Here is a 16,555-nt window from a genome sequence, read left to right as displayed (position 1 = left end):
CCACGGCGGCATGGGAAGATTGCAGATTGAGACAGGTATAGAGGCATGAATAACATCGTCGCGCGCGTCCGACGGGAACCGCTTGTCTGGTTCCTGCTCGCGGGCCTTTCGCTTTTCGGGCTGCATGCTCTGGTCAGTCCGGGTGAGGATGTCGCCGCCTCGCGGGTGATCGAAGTAGACCGCGACAGGCTGCTGCAATTCATGCAGCTTCGCGCGCGTTCTTTCAATGAACGGGGGGCCGGAAAATTCCTGGAACAGATGTCGCCGCAGGAAGTGGCCACGATGGTCAAGGACCTGGTGCGCGAAGAGGCGATGTATCGCGAAGGATTGCGCCTCGGCCTCGACAAGAATGATTATGTGATGCGCCGGCGGCTGGTCCAGTCGCTGGAATATCTGGCAGAGGGCGCGCCGGAATCGGCCGGACCGCCGGATGACGCCACGCTGAAGCGTTATTATGAATCGCATCGCGATCGTTATGTGGACGCGCCATCGATCAGCTTTTCCCACGCCTTCTTCAGCGCCGATGCGCATGGATGGGATGGCGCGAAAAGGCTGGCGGCCGATGCGCTGGTCAAGCTGAACGCGGGCGGCCAGCAGGCGCGCGTTCCCGCCGCCGACCGCTTCCTCTACCTCAATGATTATATCGAACGCACACCCGAGATCATCGAGAGCCATTTCGGTCAGGATTTTGCCGAGCGGCTATTTGCGATGACGCCGCAGGGCGAGCGCTGGCAGGGTCCTCTGCGCTCGAAATACGGCTTTCATCTCGTGCAAATCGTAGGCAAGGATGCCGGGCGTCCCCTGCCCTTCGCCCAGGCGCGAGCCATAGTCGCGGAGGATGCGGCGAAGGACGCCAGAGCCGCCCGCCGCGAAGCCTTCGCCGATGGCCTGATCGCGCAATTCAAGGTGGATATCGACAGCGACGTACAAAAGCGCATGACCAAATGAGCATGGCCCGCCTGCTGCTGATTTTGGTGTATTTTCTGGCAGGAGTCGTGCCTGCCAATGCCCACGATGCGTTCCCGCTGCTGATCAACATACGGCAGACGGGCGGCGCGCTCTATTCCGTGGACCTGAGGCTGCCGCCGTCCTTCCCCGACCGTTTCGCGCCCGGCGTGCGGATCGATCAACGGTGCAAGCGCATCGCCGGTCGGGAAGATCATGGAACCGATCTTTACCGATGCCCACGCGGCCTCGGCGGCGACTTGCGACTGGTCTATCCCGGTTCGGCGCCCGCGGTGCCGGGCCTCGTCCGGATCAACTGGGCGTCGGGCGAAACCCGGTCCCTGTTGCTCAAGCCCGGCGAAACCAGCGTAACGCTGCCGCAGCCCGAAAGTGCGGCCGGCGTCGCGGGCCAGTATCTGCGTCTGGGCATCGAACATATATTGATGGGGTATGATCATCTGCTGTTTCTGGTGTGCCTGCTGTGGCTGGCCGGTGGCTTGCGGCGCATCCTGCTGACGATTACCGGCTTCACCCTGGCGCATTCGGTCACGCTGGCGCTTTCGGCGCTGGGGTGGGTGCAGGTGGCGGTGCCGCCGGTGGAAGCGGCCATTGCGCTGAGCATCGTCTTTCTGGCGGTGGAAATCTACAAGGGGCAGCGCGACACGCTGAGCTGGCGCTATCCCATCGCCGTGTCGAGCAGCTTCGGCCTGCTCCATGGCTTTGGTTTCGCCGCCGTCCTGGGCCAGATCGGCCTGCCGCAGACGGAACTCGTCACCGGGCTGCTGTTCTTCAACCTGGGCGTCGAGATCGGCCAGTTGATCTTCGTGATCGTCGCGATCGCGCTGTATCTGGTGTTGCGCAGGGCCTGGGCGCATCTGCGCCTGCGCGCCGATGCGCCAGTCATCGCGCGCCATACCAGCGCCGCGATCGTCGGAACCCTCGCCTCCTACTGGCTCGCCGAACGCACGGTCGCGCTGTTCAGCTGATCCCGAGCATCGCAGAAAAATGCCCCCGCGTGCAAACCCGCGCCGCGCGGAAGCAATAAACCTCCACGGAGCATGCGATCAATGTATCCACCTGATGGACGCCATATCCTGGAGCGTCCCATTTCGGCTCTCTTCGGGATCCTGATTCTGACCGCTTCTCCCCTTGTCGCGGCGCAGGAACAGCCCCGCGACGCCGATCACGACATCATCGTCTATGGCCGTGCGCTTCCCCAGATCGGCTCGGCAATTTCCGGGTCGCAAGGCGTCGTGGGCTATCGCGACTTCGAGGACCGGCCCTTGTCCCGCGTGGGGGAACTGGTCGAAAATGTGCCAGGAATGATCGCCACCCAACATAGCGGCGCGGGCAAGGCCAACCAATATTTCCTGCGCGGCTTCAATCTGGATCACGGCACCGACTTTGCCGCCTTCGTCGATGGCGTGCCCGTCAACATGCGCAGCCATGGGCATGGACAGGGCTATCTCGATCTTAACTTCCTGATCCCGGAACTGGTCGAACGCATCGATTATCGCAAAGGCCCCTATTTTGCCGACGTCGGCGATTTTTCGGCCGCCGGCACCGTGATGTTCAAGACGATGGACAGCCTGCCGAGACCGATCATCGAGGCCACCATGGGCAGTTATGGCTATTATCGCGCGCTCGCCGCCGGAAGCGCCGCCATGGGAAGCGGGGACCTGCTCGTCGCGCTGGAAGGCACATTGTCCAACGGACCCTGGACGCTCGACGAGGATCTGCAAAAGGTCAATGCGCTGGTCAGATATTCGCAGGGCACGCCCGATCATGGATGGAATCTGAGCTTTACAGGCTATCATGCGCGCTGGAATGCGACCGATCAGGTGCCCGAACGCGCCATCGCCAGCGGCCTCATCAGCCGCCGGGGGAATATCGACCCGACATTGGGCGGCGAGACGACCCGGCTGGGATTAAATGCCGGCGCTACGCTGGGGGACACGCAAATTACCCTGTACGGCGTATATTACCGCTTTGGACTGACATCCAACTTCACCTTCTTCCTCAACGATCCCGTCAATGGCGACCAGTTCCGTCAACGCGACCAGCGCGGCGTGTTCGGCGGATCGGTGCGGCGCAAGTGGGCGGCCCGCATCGCCGGATTGCCGGTCGACCTGACCATCGGCGGGGATGCGCGGTGGGATCATATCGGCAAGATTGGCCTGTATAGCTCGGTCGGCGGCGTGACCAGCGGAACGATCCGTCAGGACAAGGTCGATGAATATAGCGGTGCCCTGTTCGCTGAGGGCACCGCATCGCTGACCGATCGGCTACGCCTCACGCTTGGCCTGCGTGGTGACCTCTATGGCTATGAGGTGGCCGCGAAGACCCTAGTTGCCAATAGCGGCAAGGGATCGGACTTCATGCTAAGCCCGAAGGTGGCGCTCGCATGGCGCATGCTGGGCCGGCTTGAACTTTATGCCAATTATGGCGAGAGCTTCCATTCCAACGACGTGCGCGGGGCAACGATCAGCATCGATCCCGTAACCGGCGATCCGGTCGACCGGGTGCAGGCGCTGGTCAAGGCCCGTGGTGCCGAGATCGGCGCGCGCATCGAAGCGCCGCGTTTGACGATGTCGCTGGTCGGTTTTTACCTAGGGCTGGCGTCGGAACTGGTGTTCGTCGGTGACGGCGGCGGCACGGAAGCCAATGACGCGACCCGCCGCCATGGCGCGGAAGCCAGCCTGTTCTGGCGTCCGACCGACTGGTTGACGATCGATGCCGCCGCCGCCTTCACCCATGCCCGTTTTCACCATGCCCCTTCCGGCGAGGACCGCATTCCCAATTCAGTAAGTGAGGTAATATCGGCCGGCGCTGCCGTAGAACTAGACCATGGCTTCAGCGGCTCGCTACGCCTCCGCCACTTCGGCGCATCTCCGCTCATTGAAAACGGCAGCGTCCGGTCCAATCCGACGACGCTCGTCAACTTGGGTGCCTATTACCGCGTCGGGCGGACAAAAATCGGTGTGGACGTGCTCAACCTGTTCGATGCCAGCGACGCGGACATCAGTTATTTCTATGCCTCCCGCCTTCGCGGCGAACGCTCAGAAGGTGTGGAAGACCGACACATCCATCCCGTCGAGCCGCGACAGGTCCGCCTGTCGCTGAGAATAGCTTGGTAGTGACCGCTTTAACTTGATGACGAAGAATGGCTCAACGATGTTAGCGGCATTCAAACCCACGAATGGCGGACTCCGGCTGAAGCCGACGCTTTACGGTCCACTCATGGCGTCGGCTTTGTCCCAAGACCCGCCGATTTCGATCCTTCGTGGCTGCTCAGCCGCAGATTTTCCGTCCTCAAATATGGACCGTACGCTTGCTCATTTTGATTGGCCAAGACTGGCTGGTCGCGGAATAGCTGCTTGTAGCAATAGCCAGCGACAGAGCAGAGAAGAACAATCGGCGGCAAGGAAGTGCGAAAATGGTAGGGTGCTGCGCCACTTGGCGGACTTGAAACGTCCGATGCATGGTAGGAATATGTCTGATCTTATTCCTCGACATCCTCACATCCGAGAAAAACGGGATCAGGAGCGTCCAGGCCGAACAATTTAGCCGAGCGCGACTTTGCCCATTTTGCGATGCGCTTGTTATAGCGGCGACGAAGCAGAGCGTAGCATTCGGCAAGGCCATGCTGCGGACTATGCTCGGCTTCCCACAGATCGATACGGCCATCGATAAGCTTTCGAAGCAGTACCGAGGCACACCAGAATTCCTCCAGGCTCAGGGCGCTCGTCATTCTGCGATGCCACTCGCGAGCCCAGACATTCCGGTCATAAGCGCCACGCGCGGCTTCCAGCGTATCACCCAGCAGACCCTGCGCATTTCCGAACCGTGCGAATATCGCTTCGCTCCTGCTATCCTGGTCTCCATAGCCAAGGATCATAAGGGCCCGCGCATTATCAGTCGGCATCTCGCTAGCCAGAAGATAGTCGACGGTCTCTTTTGCCTCAGCCCATTTGCCGGCACGACAAGCGGCGAGCGTCTCGGTGGCAAGTTCCGCATCGTCACTGGCCTGGAGCAGGCGCTCGCGGCGCAATAGCCGCATCGCATCGCCATCGCTGGCTTGCCAGATACAATGCGCCTCTAGCGGTAATTCTCCCAAGCCGATGCGGATATGCATGATCGGGTGGGTGGCACCCACCTTAGCGAAGAGCAATTTAGCGTGTTCAGCGTCGTGACGCGACAAAACACGTGCGAGCTGCAGCGCGAAATTACAGATGCGAGGTAGGTTGAAAGTGTTAAGCGCCAGAATTCGGCGGCTCCACCCCAAGGCGGCCTGAGGGAACTGTTCGACGATGGCCGACAATGCGGTGGCGCTCACATGGTTAAGCACGAGATGCGCGCCTTGTGCGCTCAACGCGCCATTGAGCGCGGCATAGCGCGCATGATAGTTACGCTGCTTTGCCTCGAATTCCTCATCGGTTTCGCGCGTCTGGTCGAAAAACTCTTCGAGAGAGAGTTTCCTCTCCCGTTCCGATACGGACACAAAATGCGGTCCCACCTCCTCGTCACCTTCGAGATCAAGCTCGATCAATGGTGCCGGTGGCAATGCTTGCGCGCCCATTGCCGCGTCGAACGCGGCATTCAGTCGCGCCAGCAGGAACGGCGCGGCTTTGTTCCCGCAAATGGACGCCACAGCCCCGAGATGCGTTGAATCGACGCGGGCCACCAGCTCATCGGGCGGCAGAAGTTCTCGCCGGGCGGCTTCCAGCAAAAGGCGGGAACCATAGGCGGCGACAAGATGAGTCGAAGTCGCGTCGCGCTCTGGTCCCGCGCTCCAATCCGAAGACGCAAATCTTGCAATCGCGCCTGCATCATTGCAACCTTTCAGCGCCGCCAAAGTCAGGGCACGAATGGACGATTCGCTGCGATCCAGTAGCCTCTCCAGTACCGCGACGCCTGCGGGCGATACGGGCGTACCGGAGGTTCAAGCAAAGGCGAGCGCCGCCAAGATGCGGTTCTCGCTTCCGCTTTCGAGTGCATCGCCAAGCAACTTGTGGAGTGACTGGGAGGATGCTGGTCGAAACACCTGATTGAACTGTATCAGCAGCGGGCCGTGGGGCGGCAGGTTCCGTAGAGCCTCGACTTGTGCATCGCCGTCCAGATGGAGGAAGGCACCGAGCAACGTCATCTGCTGAACGATCCAAATATGCGACTTCTGAAGGTCCTCGACATCGGTATCTTCGTAGAGAGCCTGTGAGAGACCGAGCAATTCCGGGACAAGAGGGTGCAATAGCGCGCCATGCCCATCGAGATCGAAGACACCCATTCGCAATGGCTCGCCCGTCCGGCCCAGTACATTAACGGCATGGGCGCGGTGCATCTCTATTGCCGCTTCGGGCGCGAACCTTGCCATACTGGTGGCGCCATCATCGAGAAAATGGTCATGTTCGTTTGTCATGCGCCCTGCCGCAAGCTTTTCGACCGGAATTGCGCGATAGCGCTCGACGGTTTCCTGGAGATTCTCTGGCTGTTGTGACTGAGGGTCACAAGGATCGGTCGCGCAATAGTCCTCCATGAGGCGCCAGCTCTTGGGCCATTCGGAGCGATCGACGAGACCATCGACTAACGCTGCTTCGCGTTCCGCGTCATTTAGCGTCCCAGTCGCACGCAATAAACTAACGAGCGCCCATTTGCCGACAAGCGAAACATCGGTCGCCATCAACGGCTCGGCGGCGCGCAGCAGAGCGGTTCGGGCTTGGGTGAAATCAACGCGGTTGAAACGGATCAGCGCGGCAAATTCCTTATCCGGGTCGCTAAATGAGATGTTGAGTGTGCTGGCGAAGGTCCAGCCGACCAAATCCTCGACAAGGGATGCCAATGGCAGGCCAGCAAGCAGAATAATTGCCTGCGCGGCAAGCCTTGCCGGATCGATCGTGTCATTGCGCTCGAGACGAGCCAATATGGTACGTTCCGCTGGCGACAACGCCGCGATTTTGGCTTCATGCTTCTCCTGTTCCTCTACCCGACGTTTTTCGCCGTCGGGCCGGGGATTGTGCCTGTCCGCGTTGCGATCGGGCTTCAAACTATATAGCTGCAACCATGTCCGCGCATGAGCGATCACTAAAGCGGCGCTGTCACTGTCCTGCCGCGCCGCGCGCAAGGCAAGCGTCAGCCAACGAAGGCGTGGCGGATCGACCACACCTTGGCTGATCACTTTGAGTGCCTCAAGGCCCGCAACAGGCATTGAGCGGATCGCCGCGGCAAAGCCGCGATAGCTTCGCTCATCGACATTCTGGAGACGCAAATAGCCGCGCACTAGCGCAATCCGAACGGCGTCCGCAGGCCCTACGTCGATCGAAACTATAAGCAGAGCCGCCGACATTGCTTCGGTCATTCTATCGAGCGCTGCGACTGGCTCCAGCAGGCGGTCTAGCGTCTCGTAAATGTCGCCTTCACATCGCGCGACATCGGCAAGCGACCTAACGATTGCAACGCCCAACGCCATCGAAAGACCATCCTCAGTGAGCACATAGCGAGTTGGATCGTCTGGCAGGGCGGTGAAATACCGTTCTCCCACAACTGCGTCTAGTTCTGCATACACTGTTCTCGGCGAGGTATGGCTGGCAACTGTGTCGAACACGAGTGAGGCCTTGGCGCCACCATTACCAGCCAGGATGCTCGCGGCATGATCCGAAAGCGAGCGAATAAACAATTCCGGCCGCCGCTCGCTCGCATTGCCCAGTTGACGGATATGCTCGAACAGGAGACGTTCGCGCGATATTTCCTCGGCGGCGCGAAGATCCCCGGCATCAAGCAATTGGACCGCAATGCCGAGGAGGCGCGGATTGAGCAATGCGTTAATGACGCGATAAGCGAGGAGGCTTGCATCAATGCCAAGTTCGGTGAGAAGCGACCCTAATTCCGCACGCGTCCATTCCCGCAAAGGACAAATTACCGCCTTCGTAATGAGGCCAGTCTTGATCCGCAGCGTGAAAAATTTCTCGCGAGATGTAACGATGAGATTGGCGCCATATTCCTCAAGGGCGATCGCGAGGCGATCGAGCAATAGCGCCCAGTTGCGCGCAGGATTCTCATTCAATCCATCGATCACGAGAACGAGGCGAGGCCTGTCCCCGGCCGATGTACGTCGCCACGCGGACAGCCGCCGCTGCCATCTTTCGGCCGCGCCTGGTGCCCTAAAATCCCCCGTTTGCTCAAGCAGGCGCGCGACAAGCAGCGCTTCAATCGCACCTGGCTCATCAAGTGGAGTGGAGATGCTTGCTGCTGGTACGAACAGAGTCAGAGGAGGATTTTCAGCAGCCAGCCAACGCAGCGCTACCGCCCAGGATTTGCCGGTGCCTTCAGGACCGATGATGATGGTAATATCGGTCAAGCGGCGCTCTAGAGCCGCGTCGATCTGCGGATCCACGCCGGGACGGCCCCGCGCTGAAAGACGTATCGTCGCGGCGGGGGCAAGCGCTTGACCAAAGCTGCTCCAGGCGGCCCGGCGGTCTGAGAAAGATTTTCGCAACCAAAGATTGTTGGACTTGAGAGCAGCACCCAAACCTAGCGCTGGCCCTTCCAACTCCGCCCGCACCGCCAGGATCGCTTGCTGCGCTTCCGCAGTTGCTTCGAGTACGCTGAGGGCGGTTTTGATGGCCTCCAAATCCACGTCCAAGCCATGTTCCGCTAGGAAGGCAGTGGTGACTTCAGGCGCGATCATCAAGGCGGCCAGGAGTGGAGGCACCTTAATATGGTCCGGCCAGTCTAGGATCAACGTCGCAAGACCATGGGTTCGCATGCTTTCAAGTGTCTCGCCAATTTGCGCGCGTACTTCGCAACTCGCGGCAAGAATCCATAGGTCGATCGGTACGGCAGACGCCAATAGCAGCGGGATTTTCGCGAGCACTTCGTTGCGCGGCAGTGTGCTGCCGTAGAGCTTCGCTTCAAATGCGATATGATTTTCCGTTCCATGGCCGCCGCCATCGCGTCCACCCTGGGTGCCTGCAGCCGCCAAGCGAAACACGTAGCCAGTTGCGGCGCTGAGCACGCCGGCGATCAGCCCCTCAAAACCGTCAGCCCCTGTCGGCTTAAGCCCTGATAAGGCGTCGCGTAACGCTGCTTTGGATGACGTTAGATCGGGCGCCATGTCGATTATCTTAGCTGAGCAATACCCGCCGCCAAGACTTCTGTTCAAAAGCGATCCAGAAGACAGGAAATAGGACCGTGTTTCTCTCTTGGCGTGGAATTTCCCAACTTACATTGCGGCTTTGCGATTAGCCAGTTTCGGCCTTTTGATGTGCTTCCCGTTCATTCGAAGCCCCTGTCCGCCATGTAGGTGACCTGCGGAGCGCTCGCCACTACCGCCCCCCTTAGGACACCCAGGAGCCAATTTTTGCCGCATAGCTACGGATGGTCAGGTTCGCCCAAGGCGATCTGCGCGCATAGCCGCTTTGCGGGCAGGCGGATATTCAAGAAACAGAGATGGCTATCCCACGGTTTTCGCATGAGTTGGAATTTGATGTAACGGCCGCGTTTCTCCAGCGTGTCGTCGTCGGGGTCGATTGAACATATCTTTCTTCCCTATTAGCTCTTGACGATCCGCACCGCCCATTTTTTCTATTGTTCTGACAGCGTCTATATACATGAGCATTGCTTGCATATCAGGCTGATATCTCGAATTTCATTTTAAGAAAATTTAGAATGTATTTGTTGATATAACAACACGTTACTTTGATTATAAAATTTCGATTACCGTTTTTTGAAATTTACTTAAACCATCATGGCTTGCCTATCTATGACGTTTGCGCCACGATAGCTTATAATATTGGGGCTTGGGGCGGCCAAAGAAGCGCGGGTGTCGGGGCTGATGGACGTAGTAAAGTTTGCCGAGGCTGTTTCTTGGCCGATCGCAACGATCGTTGCATCTATCGTGGCCTTGCTAATCGTGAGAATGATCCTCACCAAAAGCGGCAAGATCGGTTTTAGCGTTAAAGATTGGGTGTCCTTTGAGGCCAATGCATCACAGCAACTTGCCGATAGTTCCACAGCGGTACCAGAGGATGCCGGGCTTCATCAGATCGATCCGCTCTCTTTGGTTTCAGAGACTGTCGTTGAGCCTGAACAACCGACAGACATTCTTTCAGAAGAGGCCGCTGAGAGCGCGGGAGACGATCTCAACAGCCCGGCCCACCAACTCTTGTTCTCGGATAATCTCGGCGCTTTCAAAGTCTTTGAAGCGAGCGACGAAACTACAGAGACCGTGATTTCTGGACGAGCTTCTATGTCGGACGCAAAAGGGAATATGGGGTTGCGGGAACGTCTGAGGAATTGATCGCTCTTGCAGAAGCAAATCCAGGGTGGGTCAATCCTTTGATATCGCTTCTTCGCATTGCAGTGGAATCGCATGATGCGGACCGAGCGACGACCCTGATACAGCAGCTTCTCGCGCGCCGAACCAGGCAAACAAGCTTCAGCGTATTGCCTGCGGTGATCTCAGCCTATTATCGGCTTAATTCCGCCGATCGCGCCTTGCAATTCTTTCAAGAGATGGTCGCACAAGGAGCAAGTTCCGCTGAACGGGCCATTGCCTTCTCAACTCTCGCATCTGAATTTGAAAACTCTACTAATGCGTTTGCATTCCGTGCCGCGACAGAAATATCGATCTTATCTGATCCCGCCCGCGGCGCCGATCGTTTCCAACTCGCCTACAGTTATGGAGACGATATAAAAAGCTGGGCCTTTGCGTTCAACCAATATTGCCAGATTAAGCCAGACAGCCGTCAATTCATCTGGTCACTCAACAACAGAGGCGTCCTTTTCAGCGGGCTGGATAAGTCGATTTCAACGGAATTTTATTCACGAGCGATGGCTGAGGGTAACGCTCTGGCCACCTCAAATCTGGCACGTAATTTAATCCAGGACGGTTATTTTTCAGTCGCCGATAAGCTGCTCGATACCATTGTAGATATGGAGGATTCGGTCGAACATATTTCGTCGACGAAGGCCATGTCTTTGGAGGCCCGTCGGAAAACAACGAAACGATTGGAGGAGTTTGTCGCATTCACTACCGACGAGGCTAATCGCTATCGTTCTGTGATCGCCCGCGCAATGCGTGCTCTCGAACGCAATGCAGCCAAGCCCAAAGGCGTGTTTGGATCGGACGACAGAAGTTATCTCGTCATGTTTGATGGGGCTGGGGCAGCGCTGCGGGTGCTGGTAGGCAATCTGAGCTTTGAGGGCGTCGTAGTGGAAAAGGCTATTGGCTATGACGGCTTAGTGACCGCCGCCGGGCAGGGGCTTCTAGGCAATATGATGGCTACGAGCCTGTATCTTACGGGCGACAATGAAGTGACTGCAGTGATTTGGCCGAATACCAAGTCCATAAATGAACGGGTTCGGATCGTTGAACTAAAGATGCTCCAAGCACCAGCTCTGGCGAGCCTAAAACATGTTCAAGATGATCAAGCCCTTGCCGGCCTATCATTCAAGACAACCTGAGGGTTCTTGAGAACAATTTTCCTCGCTAGCCCTGAGTCGTCTAACGTCATGATCGGAAATAGGGATCGGCTGCCTCAAATTGGTTTTGCCAGCTCGAACACAGGCAGTGGTTAACCTACAACCCTCTGAGGCGGACTAGCAGCAAGGTCGAAGGGTTTCGGGCGCCGGTAGGCGTACGAAAGTCTTACATGTACGACCCGCGGGGCCTCAGGAGCTTGGCTATGGGGATTTCGGATCAGCGCCGTTACGCGCACTGGCACCATCGCTGATTTCGGGCGATCCGTGCGGAGCAGGCGGACGACAATTTGCCCGGCTCAAGCGGGAGGGTCGATGCCGGCGCGCATCATTTCGGCTATGTACGGCGGCATTGACGATGTGCGGCACGAGCGTCACCGCTTTCCGCCACGGTTCCTGGGCAGGATACATATAGGGCAGGCCATGCCCGATCATGGCGCGAACTCCGGGATACGGGTCGGGATGTTTGGCGGTGCCCGCGGCTGTCGCCAGCGCTCGAAGGTCTCGACGATGATCATGTGGCCGCCACAGCAGGGGCAAGGAGGACGCAGATCGGTGGGTGCGTCGGGCATAGGCTCGTCAGGCGGCGCGGCAACTTCCAGCAAGGTCCGTGCGCGAGCGAGGTTGGTTTTGCGGGACGAACTGGCCAGCAGGCCGTAGTGGCGGATACGGTGAAAGCCGCGCGGAAGTACGTGCGCGAGGAACCGGCGGATAAACTCGTCGGTGGCAAGCGTCATGATGCTCTGGCGCTCGGGTCCATCGCGACGATAATCCTTGTAACTTAGCTTGACGCCGGCCTTGTCGAAGGAGATGAGCCGCCGGTTCGAGATAGCAACCCGGTGGGTATAGCGGGACAGGTAGGCGAGCACCGCTTCCGGGCCGGCAAAGGGGGCCTTTGCATAGACCACCCATCGCACCTTCCGGACTGGAGCCAGATGACGCAGGAAGGCACGCCGTTCGGAGAGCGATGCCAATGATCCAAAGAAGGCAAGCTTCCCGGCGTCGTAAAGCTGGATCAGCCGGCTCAGGAACAGTCGGCGGAACAGGTTGCCCAAGACACGCACCGGCAAAAGGAAGGCTGGCCGCGTCGATATCCAGCGCGTCCCGTCGAGTGCGATCCCACCACCCGGCACGACCATATGCACGTGGGGATGGTGCGTAAGCGCGGAGCCCCATGTGTGGAGCACGGCAGTGATCCCGATCCTTGCGCCCAGATGCTTGGGATCGGCGGCAATGGTCAGCATCGTCTCCGACGCTGCCTTGAACAGCAGGTCATAGACCACCGCCTTGTTCTGGAACGCGATGCTGGCGATCTCTGCCGGCAGCGTGAAGACGACGTGGAAGTAGCCGACCGGCAACAGATCTGCCTCCCGCTCCGCCAGCCAGGTGCGCGCGGCCGCGCCCTGGCACTTGGGACAGTGCCGGTTGCGACAGCTGTTGTAGGCGATCCGCCAATGCCCGCAGTCCTCGCAGGCCTCGACGTGACCGCCAAGCGCTGCGGTGCGACAGTTCTCGATCGCCGTCATCACCTTGAGTTGGGTGAGGCTCAGATGTCCGGCATGGGCGGCCCGATAGGCCGGTCCGGCTGCACGGAAGATATCGGCGACCTCGAAAGGGGTGCGCAACGGCTCAGCCGTCTGGCGCCGCCTGTAGTTGGGGTGCGGGGAGCAAGGCCAGCTTGTCGAGTGGACTGATGACAGCCCGAGCAGTTCGGGTCGCAACCTTGGTGTAAAAGGCCGTAGTCTCCAACTTCTCGTGCCCTAGCAGTGCCTGGATTACCCTGATGTTCACGCCATCCTCCAACAGGTGGGTCGCAAAGCTGTGTCGTAAGGTATGAGGACCGACCTTCTTCGCGATCCCGGCCGCGTGCGCCGCCTCCGCGACAATCCGATAGAGATGGCGCGTACTGATCGGCTTGAGATAATGCTGTCCCGGGAACAGCCATCCATCGGCATGCATGACACCCTGCTGCCGCCCAACCTTCCACCACTCGCGCAACAGGATAAGCAGATCAGCTGGCAGGATCGCATTGCGATATCGTCCGCCTTTGCCGCGTTCGACGCGGAGCAGCATACGCTCGCTGTCAATATCGCGCACCTTGAGCATCGCCACCTCAGCCACGCGCAGGCCTGCGCCATAGGCCACCGATAATGCGGCCTGATGCTTGAGCGAGGTGGTCGCGCCGAGCAGGCGCGCGACCTCGTCGGGACTAAGGACCGTGGGCAGCGATCGAGGGTGTTTGACGAAGTAAAGTCTGCGGGAGAGATCGGGCCGATCGAGTGTGCGTGTGAAGAGGAAGCGCAGTGCCGATACAATGCTGTTCATCGTAGGCAGACCGACGCCGGCATCCTGTTGATCAATCTGGAACTGACGCAGATCCTCCGGTGTCGCTGTGTCGGGAGGCCGTCCGAGATAATAGGCAAAGCGCTCTACGTGGCGAACATAGTCGATCTGGGTCTTACGCGCGAACCGGCGCAGGTTCATCTCGTCGATCATGCGCTGGCGCAACGAACTGACTGGAAAGTCGGAAATAATCTCGATCATCGTTCGACTCCTTGGTTGAAAGGAGTCGGAATGGTCTGCCTACCTTGAGCAGGGCTCAATCATGGCGCTGCACCAGAGCGATGAAAGACCTAGGGTCAGGAGCCACTCCCGCGCAGCGGGTTCGTACATGTCCCAACCTTCGCCATAAAGCAGACGGCACCTCCGGTTCCAGTTGTGGACGTGCCGCCTTCGGGGGGCATCGCCAGACTATCTGAAATAATTGGCGGAACCTGAGCGCTCGCCCGCTTCTTCCACATTCCATTCGACTTCCTGTGCACGTCGAGCATTGGTGTTCGTGTGAGTCGGCTTGGCGATAGCCGATGCTGCCCCGGACGCGTGATCCCCGGGGCTCTGGGCAGTGGGGCGGCATAACGCCGCGTCCCACAAGGAGAACGCCCATGACCAAACTTACCGATATGCAGCTTGTGCTGCTGACGACCGCTGCCGCGCGCACCGACGGCAGCCTTCTCCCGCCCGCCGAAAGCCTAGGTCGATATGGCGACCGCATCCGCCGCTCCGTCGAGAGCATGATCAAGAAGACGTTTGCGACCGAAATATCAGTTCAGGACGATAGCCGGTCATGGCGCGAGGATGCCGGCCAGCTGTTTGGCGTTGCGATCACCGACGCTGGCCGAACGGCGATCGGATGTAGTGAGCAAGTTGAATACGCGCCTCCGGCGGCGGTTGAAGATAAGCAGCCATCGGTGTCCCCGGCTCCACGCAACGGGAGCAAGGCTGCGAACGTTCTCGCGCTCCTCACACGTGAGGACGGAGCCACCCTCGTCGAACTCATCGACGCAACCGGCTGGCTGCCACACACGACGCGAGCGGCCCTGACCGGCCTCCGTAAAAAGGGGCATGTCATCGCGAAGAGCAAGCGGGACGAAGCCACCTGCTACCGCATCGAGGCCACGGCCTGATGCAACCGCTGGAGGTGCAACTGGCGCGGCTGACGACATTGTCGTCGGCCGTGCTCCGGGCCGAATGGCGCCAGCTCTATCGGCACCCAGCGCCTGACATGAGCACCGATCTGCTCGGCCGCGGAATCGCCTGGAGATTACAGGAACGGGCGTCGGGCGGCTTGCCTCTCGCGATCCAGCGCGAGATCACTCGGCTTATGCGCGAGGTTGAACGCACCGGTGAGGCCGTGCCTGCATCGGCCAGCCGGATTAAAGCGGGCACATGGCTGGTGCGCGATTGGGGCGGCGACAGTCATCATGTACTGGTTCTTGACGATGGCTATCTCTATCGCGATCAGCGATATCGATCTCTGACCAGCATCGCCTCCGAGATCACCGGCACACATTGGTCGGGGCCACGCTTCTTCGGGCTGAATACCAGAGCGAAGGAGAGCGTCGTTGGCCAGATCGCGTGATACCGCGCGGACTATGCGCTGCGTCATCTATACCCGTAAATCCACCGAAGAGGGCCTGGAGCAAAGTTTCAATTCGCTTCATGCTCAGCGTGAGGCCTGCGCCGCCTACGTCCTGAGCCAGCGGCATGAGGGCTGGACGCTGGTGCCGGACTATTATGATGATGGTGGCTATTCCGGTGGCACCATGGACCGTCCTGCCCTCAAAGCCCTGCTTGGCGAAGTGGCGGCGGGTCGCGTCGATGTCATAGTCGTCTATAAGGTCGATCGGCTCACGCGCAGCCTTTCGGACTTCGCCCGCATCGTCGATGTCCTCGATAAAGTCGAGGCCAGCTTCGTGTCGGTGACCCAGTCGTTCAACACCACAAGCAGCATGGGCCGGCTGACCCTCAACGTCGTACTCTCCTTCGCCCAGTTCGAGCGGGAAGTGACAGGGGAGCGCATTCGCGACAAGATCGCTGCGTCCAAGGCAAAGGGCATGTGGATGGGGGGCCCCGTACCGCTCGGTTATCGGGCCGAGGATCGCATGCTGCACATCGAGCCCGTGGAGGCCGAACTAATCCAGCATATCTTCCAGCGCTATCTCGATCTCGGCTCCGGGCGGCGGGTCGTCGCCGAACTCGATCGTGACGGCCATCGCAGCAAAGAGCGTATCAACCGTCATGGAAGGGTCCATGGCCGACAGCCGATCAGCCGGGGTGCGCTATATGCCATCCTGCAGATCCGGCTTTACATTGGTGAGGTGGTCCACAAGGATAAAATCTATCCCGGACAGCACGCGCCCATCATCGCCATCGAGACCTTCGATGCCGTTCAACAGAAGATTGCGCTTGGTCGCACCGAGAAGCGTCTAGGTAGCCGTGCCACGAACCCGAGCCTGCTCGCCGGCATGGTGTGGGATGCTCATGGTAGGCGTATGACGCCCTCGCATGCGGTGCGGCATCAGAAGCGCTATCGCTACTATGTGTCGCAGGTCGAGAGCCATGCCGACACGACTACGCCAGCGTGGCGGGTATCGGCATCTGATCTGGAAGCTCAGGTGCTGGAGGAGGTGAAGGCAGCGATTATGGATGCCATGCAGCGGGTACCGTCAGCATGCCAACTGAGCGGTGATGCCATCCACGTCCTGCGTGATCGGTGCAGTCACGTGCTGGATGCGTTGGCGCAGACTGCAACCGCTGCGCTCCGAGAGCGGCTGCTCCACTCGTAGAACGCATCGAC

12 protein-coding genes are annotated in these 16,555 nt (G+C 59.4%); 8 read left to right on the top strand and 4 right to left on the bottom strand.

Annotated elements, in window-relative coordinates:
- Positions 1-45: 45 nt before the first annotated feature.
- From ACODSN_RS09315 to ACODSN_RS09305, 3 genes are all read left to right on the top strand, one after another.
- A complete protein-coding gene (locus tag ACODSN_RS09315) occupies positions 46-948 on the top strand; it encodes a peptidyl-prolyl cis-trans isomerase (RefSeq protein WP_489054848.1) in 903 nt (300 codons plus the stop codon).
- On the top strand, positions 945-1,931 hold the full coding sequence (locus ACODSN_RS09310) for a HupE/UreJ family protein (protein ID WP_489054847.1): 987 nt from the start codon (positions 945-947) through the stop codon (positions 1,929-1,931). Before ACODSN_RS09315 ends, ACODSN_RS09310 begins: the two co-directional genes overlap by 4 nt.
- Before the next feature lie 81 nt (positions 1,932-2,012).
- Entirely contained in the window at positions 2,013-4,082 is a 2,070-nt protein-coding gene (locus ACODSN_RS09305; protein ID WP_489054845.1) for a TonB-dependent receptor, read from the top strand.
- Between the two features lie 365 nt (positions 4,083-4,447).
- Here ACODSN_RS09305 and ACODSN_RS09300 read toward each other — a convergent pair whose 3' ends face one another.
- Together ACODSN_RS09300 and ACODSN_RS09295 are read right to left on the bottom strand one after the other, a co-directional pair.
- On the bottom strand, positions 4,448-5,800 hold the full coding sequence (locus ACODSN_RS09300) for a hypothetical protein (RefSeq protein ID WP_489054843.1): 1,353 nt from the start codon (positions 5,798-5,800) through the stop codon (positions 4,448-4,450).
- A gap of 87 nt (positions 5,801-5,887) precedes the next feature.
- Positions 5,888-9,052, bottom strand: coding sequence for a hypothetical protein (locus ACODSN_RS09295; protein ID WP_489054842.1), 3,165 nt, complete (start codon positions 9,050-9,052; stop codon positions 5,888-5,890).
- Positions 9,053-9,760: 708 nt separating this feature from the next.
- On the opposite strand from ACODSN_RS09295, the gene ACODSN_RS09290 reads away from it, so the two are divergent.
- Together ACODSN_RS09290 and ACODSN_RS09285 are read left to right on the top strand one after the other, a co-directional pair.
- Positions 9,761-10,237: a hypothetical protein gene (locus tag ACODSN_RS09290; protein WP_489054840.1), complete on the top strand. Its 477-nt coding sequence runs from the start codon at positions 9,761-9,763 to the stop codon at positions 10,235-10,237.
- Positions 10,234-11,403, top strand: coding sequence for a hypothetical protein (locus ACODSN_RS09285; RefSeq protein ID WP_489054838.1), 1,170 nt, complete (start codon positions 10,234-10,236; stop codon positions 11,401-11,403). The genes ACODSN_RS09290 and ACODSN_RS09285 overlap by 4 nt, the downstream gene beginning before the upstream one ends.
- A 446-nt stretch (positions 11,404-11,849) precedes the next feature.
- Here the strand turns inward: ACODSN_RS09285 and ACODSN_RS09280 are convergent, their stop codons facing one another.
- Positions 11,850-13,043 carry an IS91 family transposase gene (locus ACODSN_RS09280; protein ID WP_489054837.1) on the bottom strand — a complete coding sequence of 398 codons (1,194 nt, stop codon included), beginning with the start codon at positions 13,041-13,043 and terminating at the stop codon, positions 11,850-11,852.
- Positions 13,044-13,047: 4 nt separating this feature from the next.
- Positions 13,048-13,962, bottom strand: coding sequence for a tyrosine-type recombinase/integrase (locus ACODSN_RS09275; protein WP_489054835.1), 915 nt, complete (start codon positions 13,960-13,962; stop codon positions 13,048-13,050).
- 398 nt (positions 13,963-14,360) lie between these two features.
- On the opposite strand from ACODSN_RS09275, the gene ACODSN_RS09270 reads away from it, so the two are divergent.
- From ACODSN_RS09270 to ACODSN_RS09260, 3 genes are read left to right on the top strand one after another with little or no spacing between them, the layout of a single operon-like run.
- Complete coding sequence (locus tag ACODSN_RS09270; protein WP_489054834.1) at positions 14,361-14,882, top strand: DUF3489 domain-containing protein; 522 nt, start codon at positions 14,361-14,363, stop codon at positions 14,880-14,882.
- The gene (locus ACODSN_RS09265; RefSeq protein WP_489054833.1) at positions 14,882-15,337 is read left to right on the top strand and encodes a DUF2924 domain-containing protein; all 456 of its coding nucleotides are present in this window, start codon (positions 14,882-14,884) and stop codon (positions 15,335-15,337) included. The genes ACODSN_RS09270 and ACODSN_RS09265 overlap by 1 nt, the downstream gene beginning before the upstream one ends.
- Positions 15,321-16,544, top strand: a complete 1,224-nt coding sequence (locus ACODSN_RS09260) for a recombinase family protein (RefSeq protein WP_489054831.1) — start codon at positions 15,321-15,323, stop codon at positions 16,542-16,544. The genes ACODSN_RS09265 and ACODSN_RS09260 overlap by 17 nt, the downstream gene beginning before the upstream one ends.
- The last annotated feature ends 11 nt before the right edge of the window (positions 16,545-16,555 follow it).

This window comes from Sphingobium sp. FG11 (assembly GCF_057809915.1).
The sequence above is the reverse complement of the archived record's forward strand: the minus strand, read 5'-3'. Positions and strand labels throughout refer to the sequence as shown.

Bases quoted from the DNA above. Each gene is read 5' to 3' on its own strand.
- ACODSN_RS09275 (WP_489054835.1), bottom strand. From the start codon at position 13,962: ATGATCGAGATTATTTCCGACTTTCCAGTCAGTTCGTTGCGCCAGCGC.
- ACODSN_RS09265 (WP_489054833.1), top strand. From the start codon at position 14,882: ATGCAACCGCTGGAGGTGCAACTGGCGCGGCTGACGACATTGTCGTCG.
- ACODSN_RS09295 (WP_489054842.1), bottom strand. From the start codon at position 9,052: ATGGCGCCCGATCTAACGTCATCCAAAGCAGCGTTACGCGACGCCTTA.
- ACODSN_RS09305 (WP_489054845.1), top strand. From the start codon at position 2,013: ATGTATCCACCTGATGGACGCCATATCCTGGAGCGTCCCATTTCGGCT.
- ACODSN_RS09310 (WP_489054847.1), top strand. From the start codon at position 945: ATGAGCATGGCCCGCCTGCTGCTGATTTTGGTGTATTTTCTGGCAGGA.
- ACODSN_RS09315 (WP_489054848.1), top strand. From the start codon at position 46: ATGAATAACATCGTCGCGCGCGTCCGACGGGAACCGCTTGTCTGGTTC.
- ACODSN_RS09270 (WP_489054834.1), top strand. From the start codon at position 14,361: ATGACCAAACTTACCGATATGCAGCTTGTGCTGCTGACGACCGCTGCC.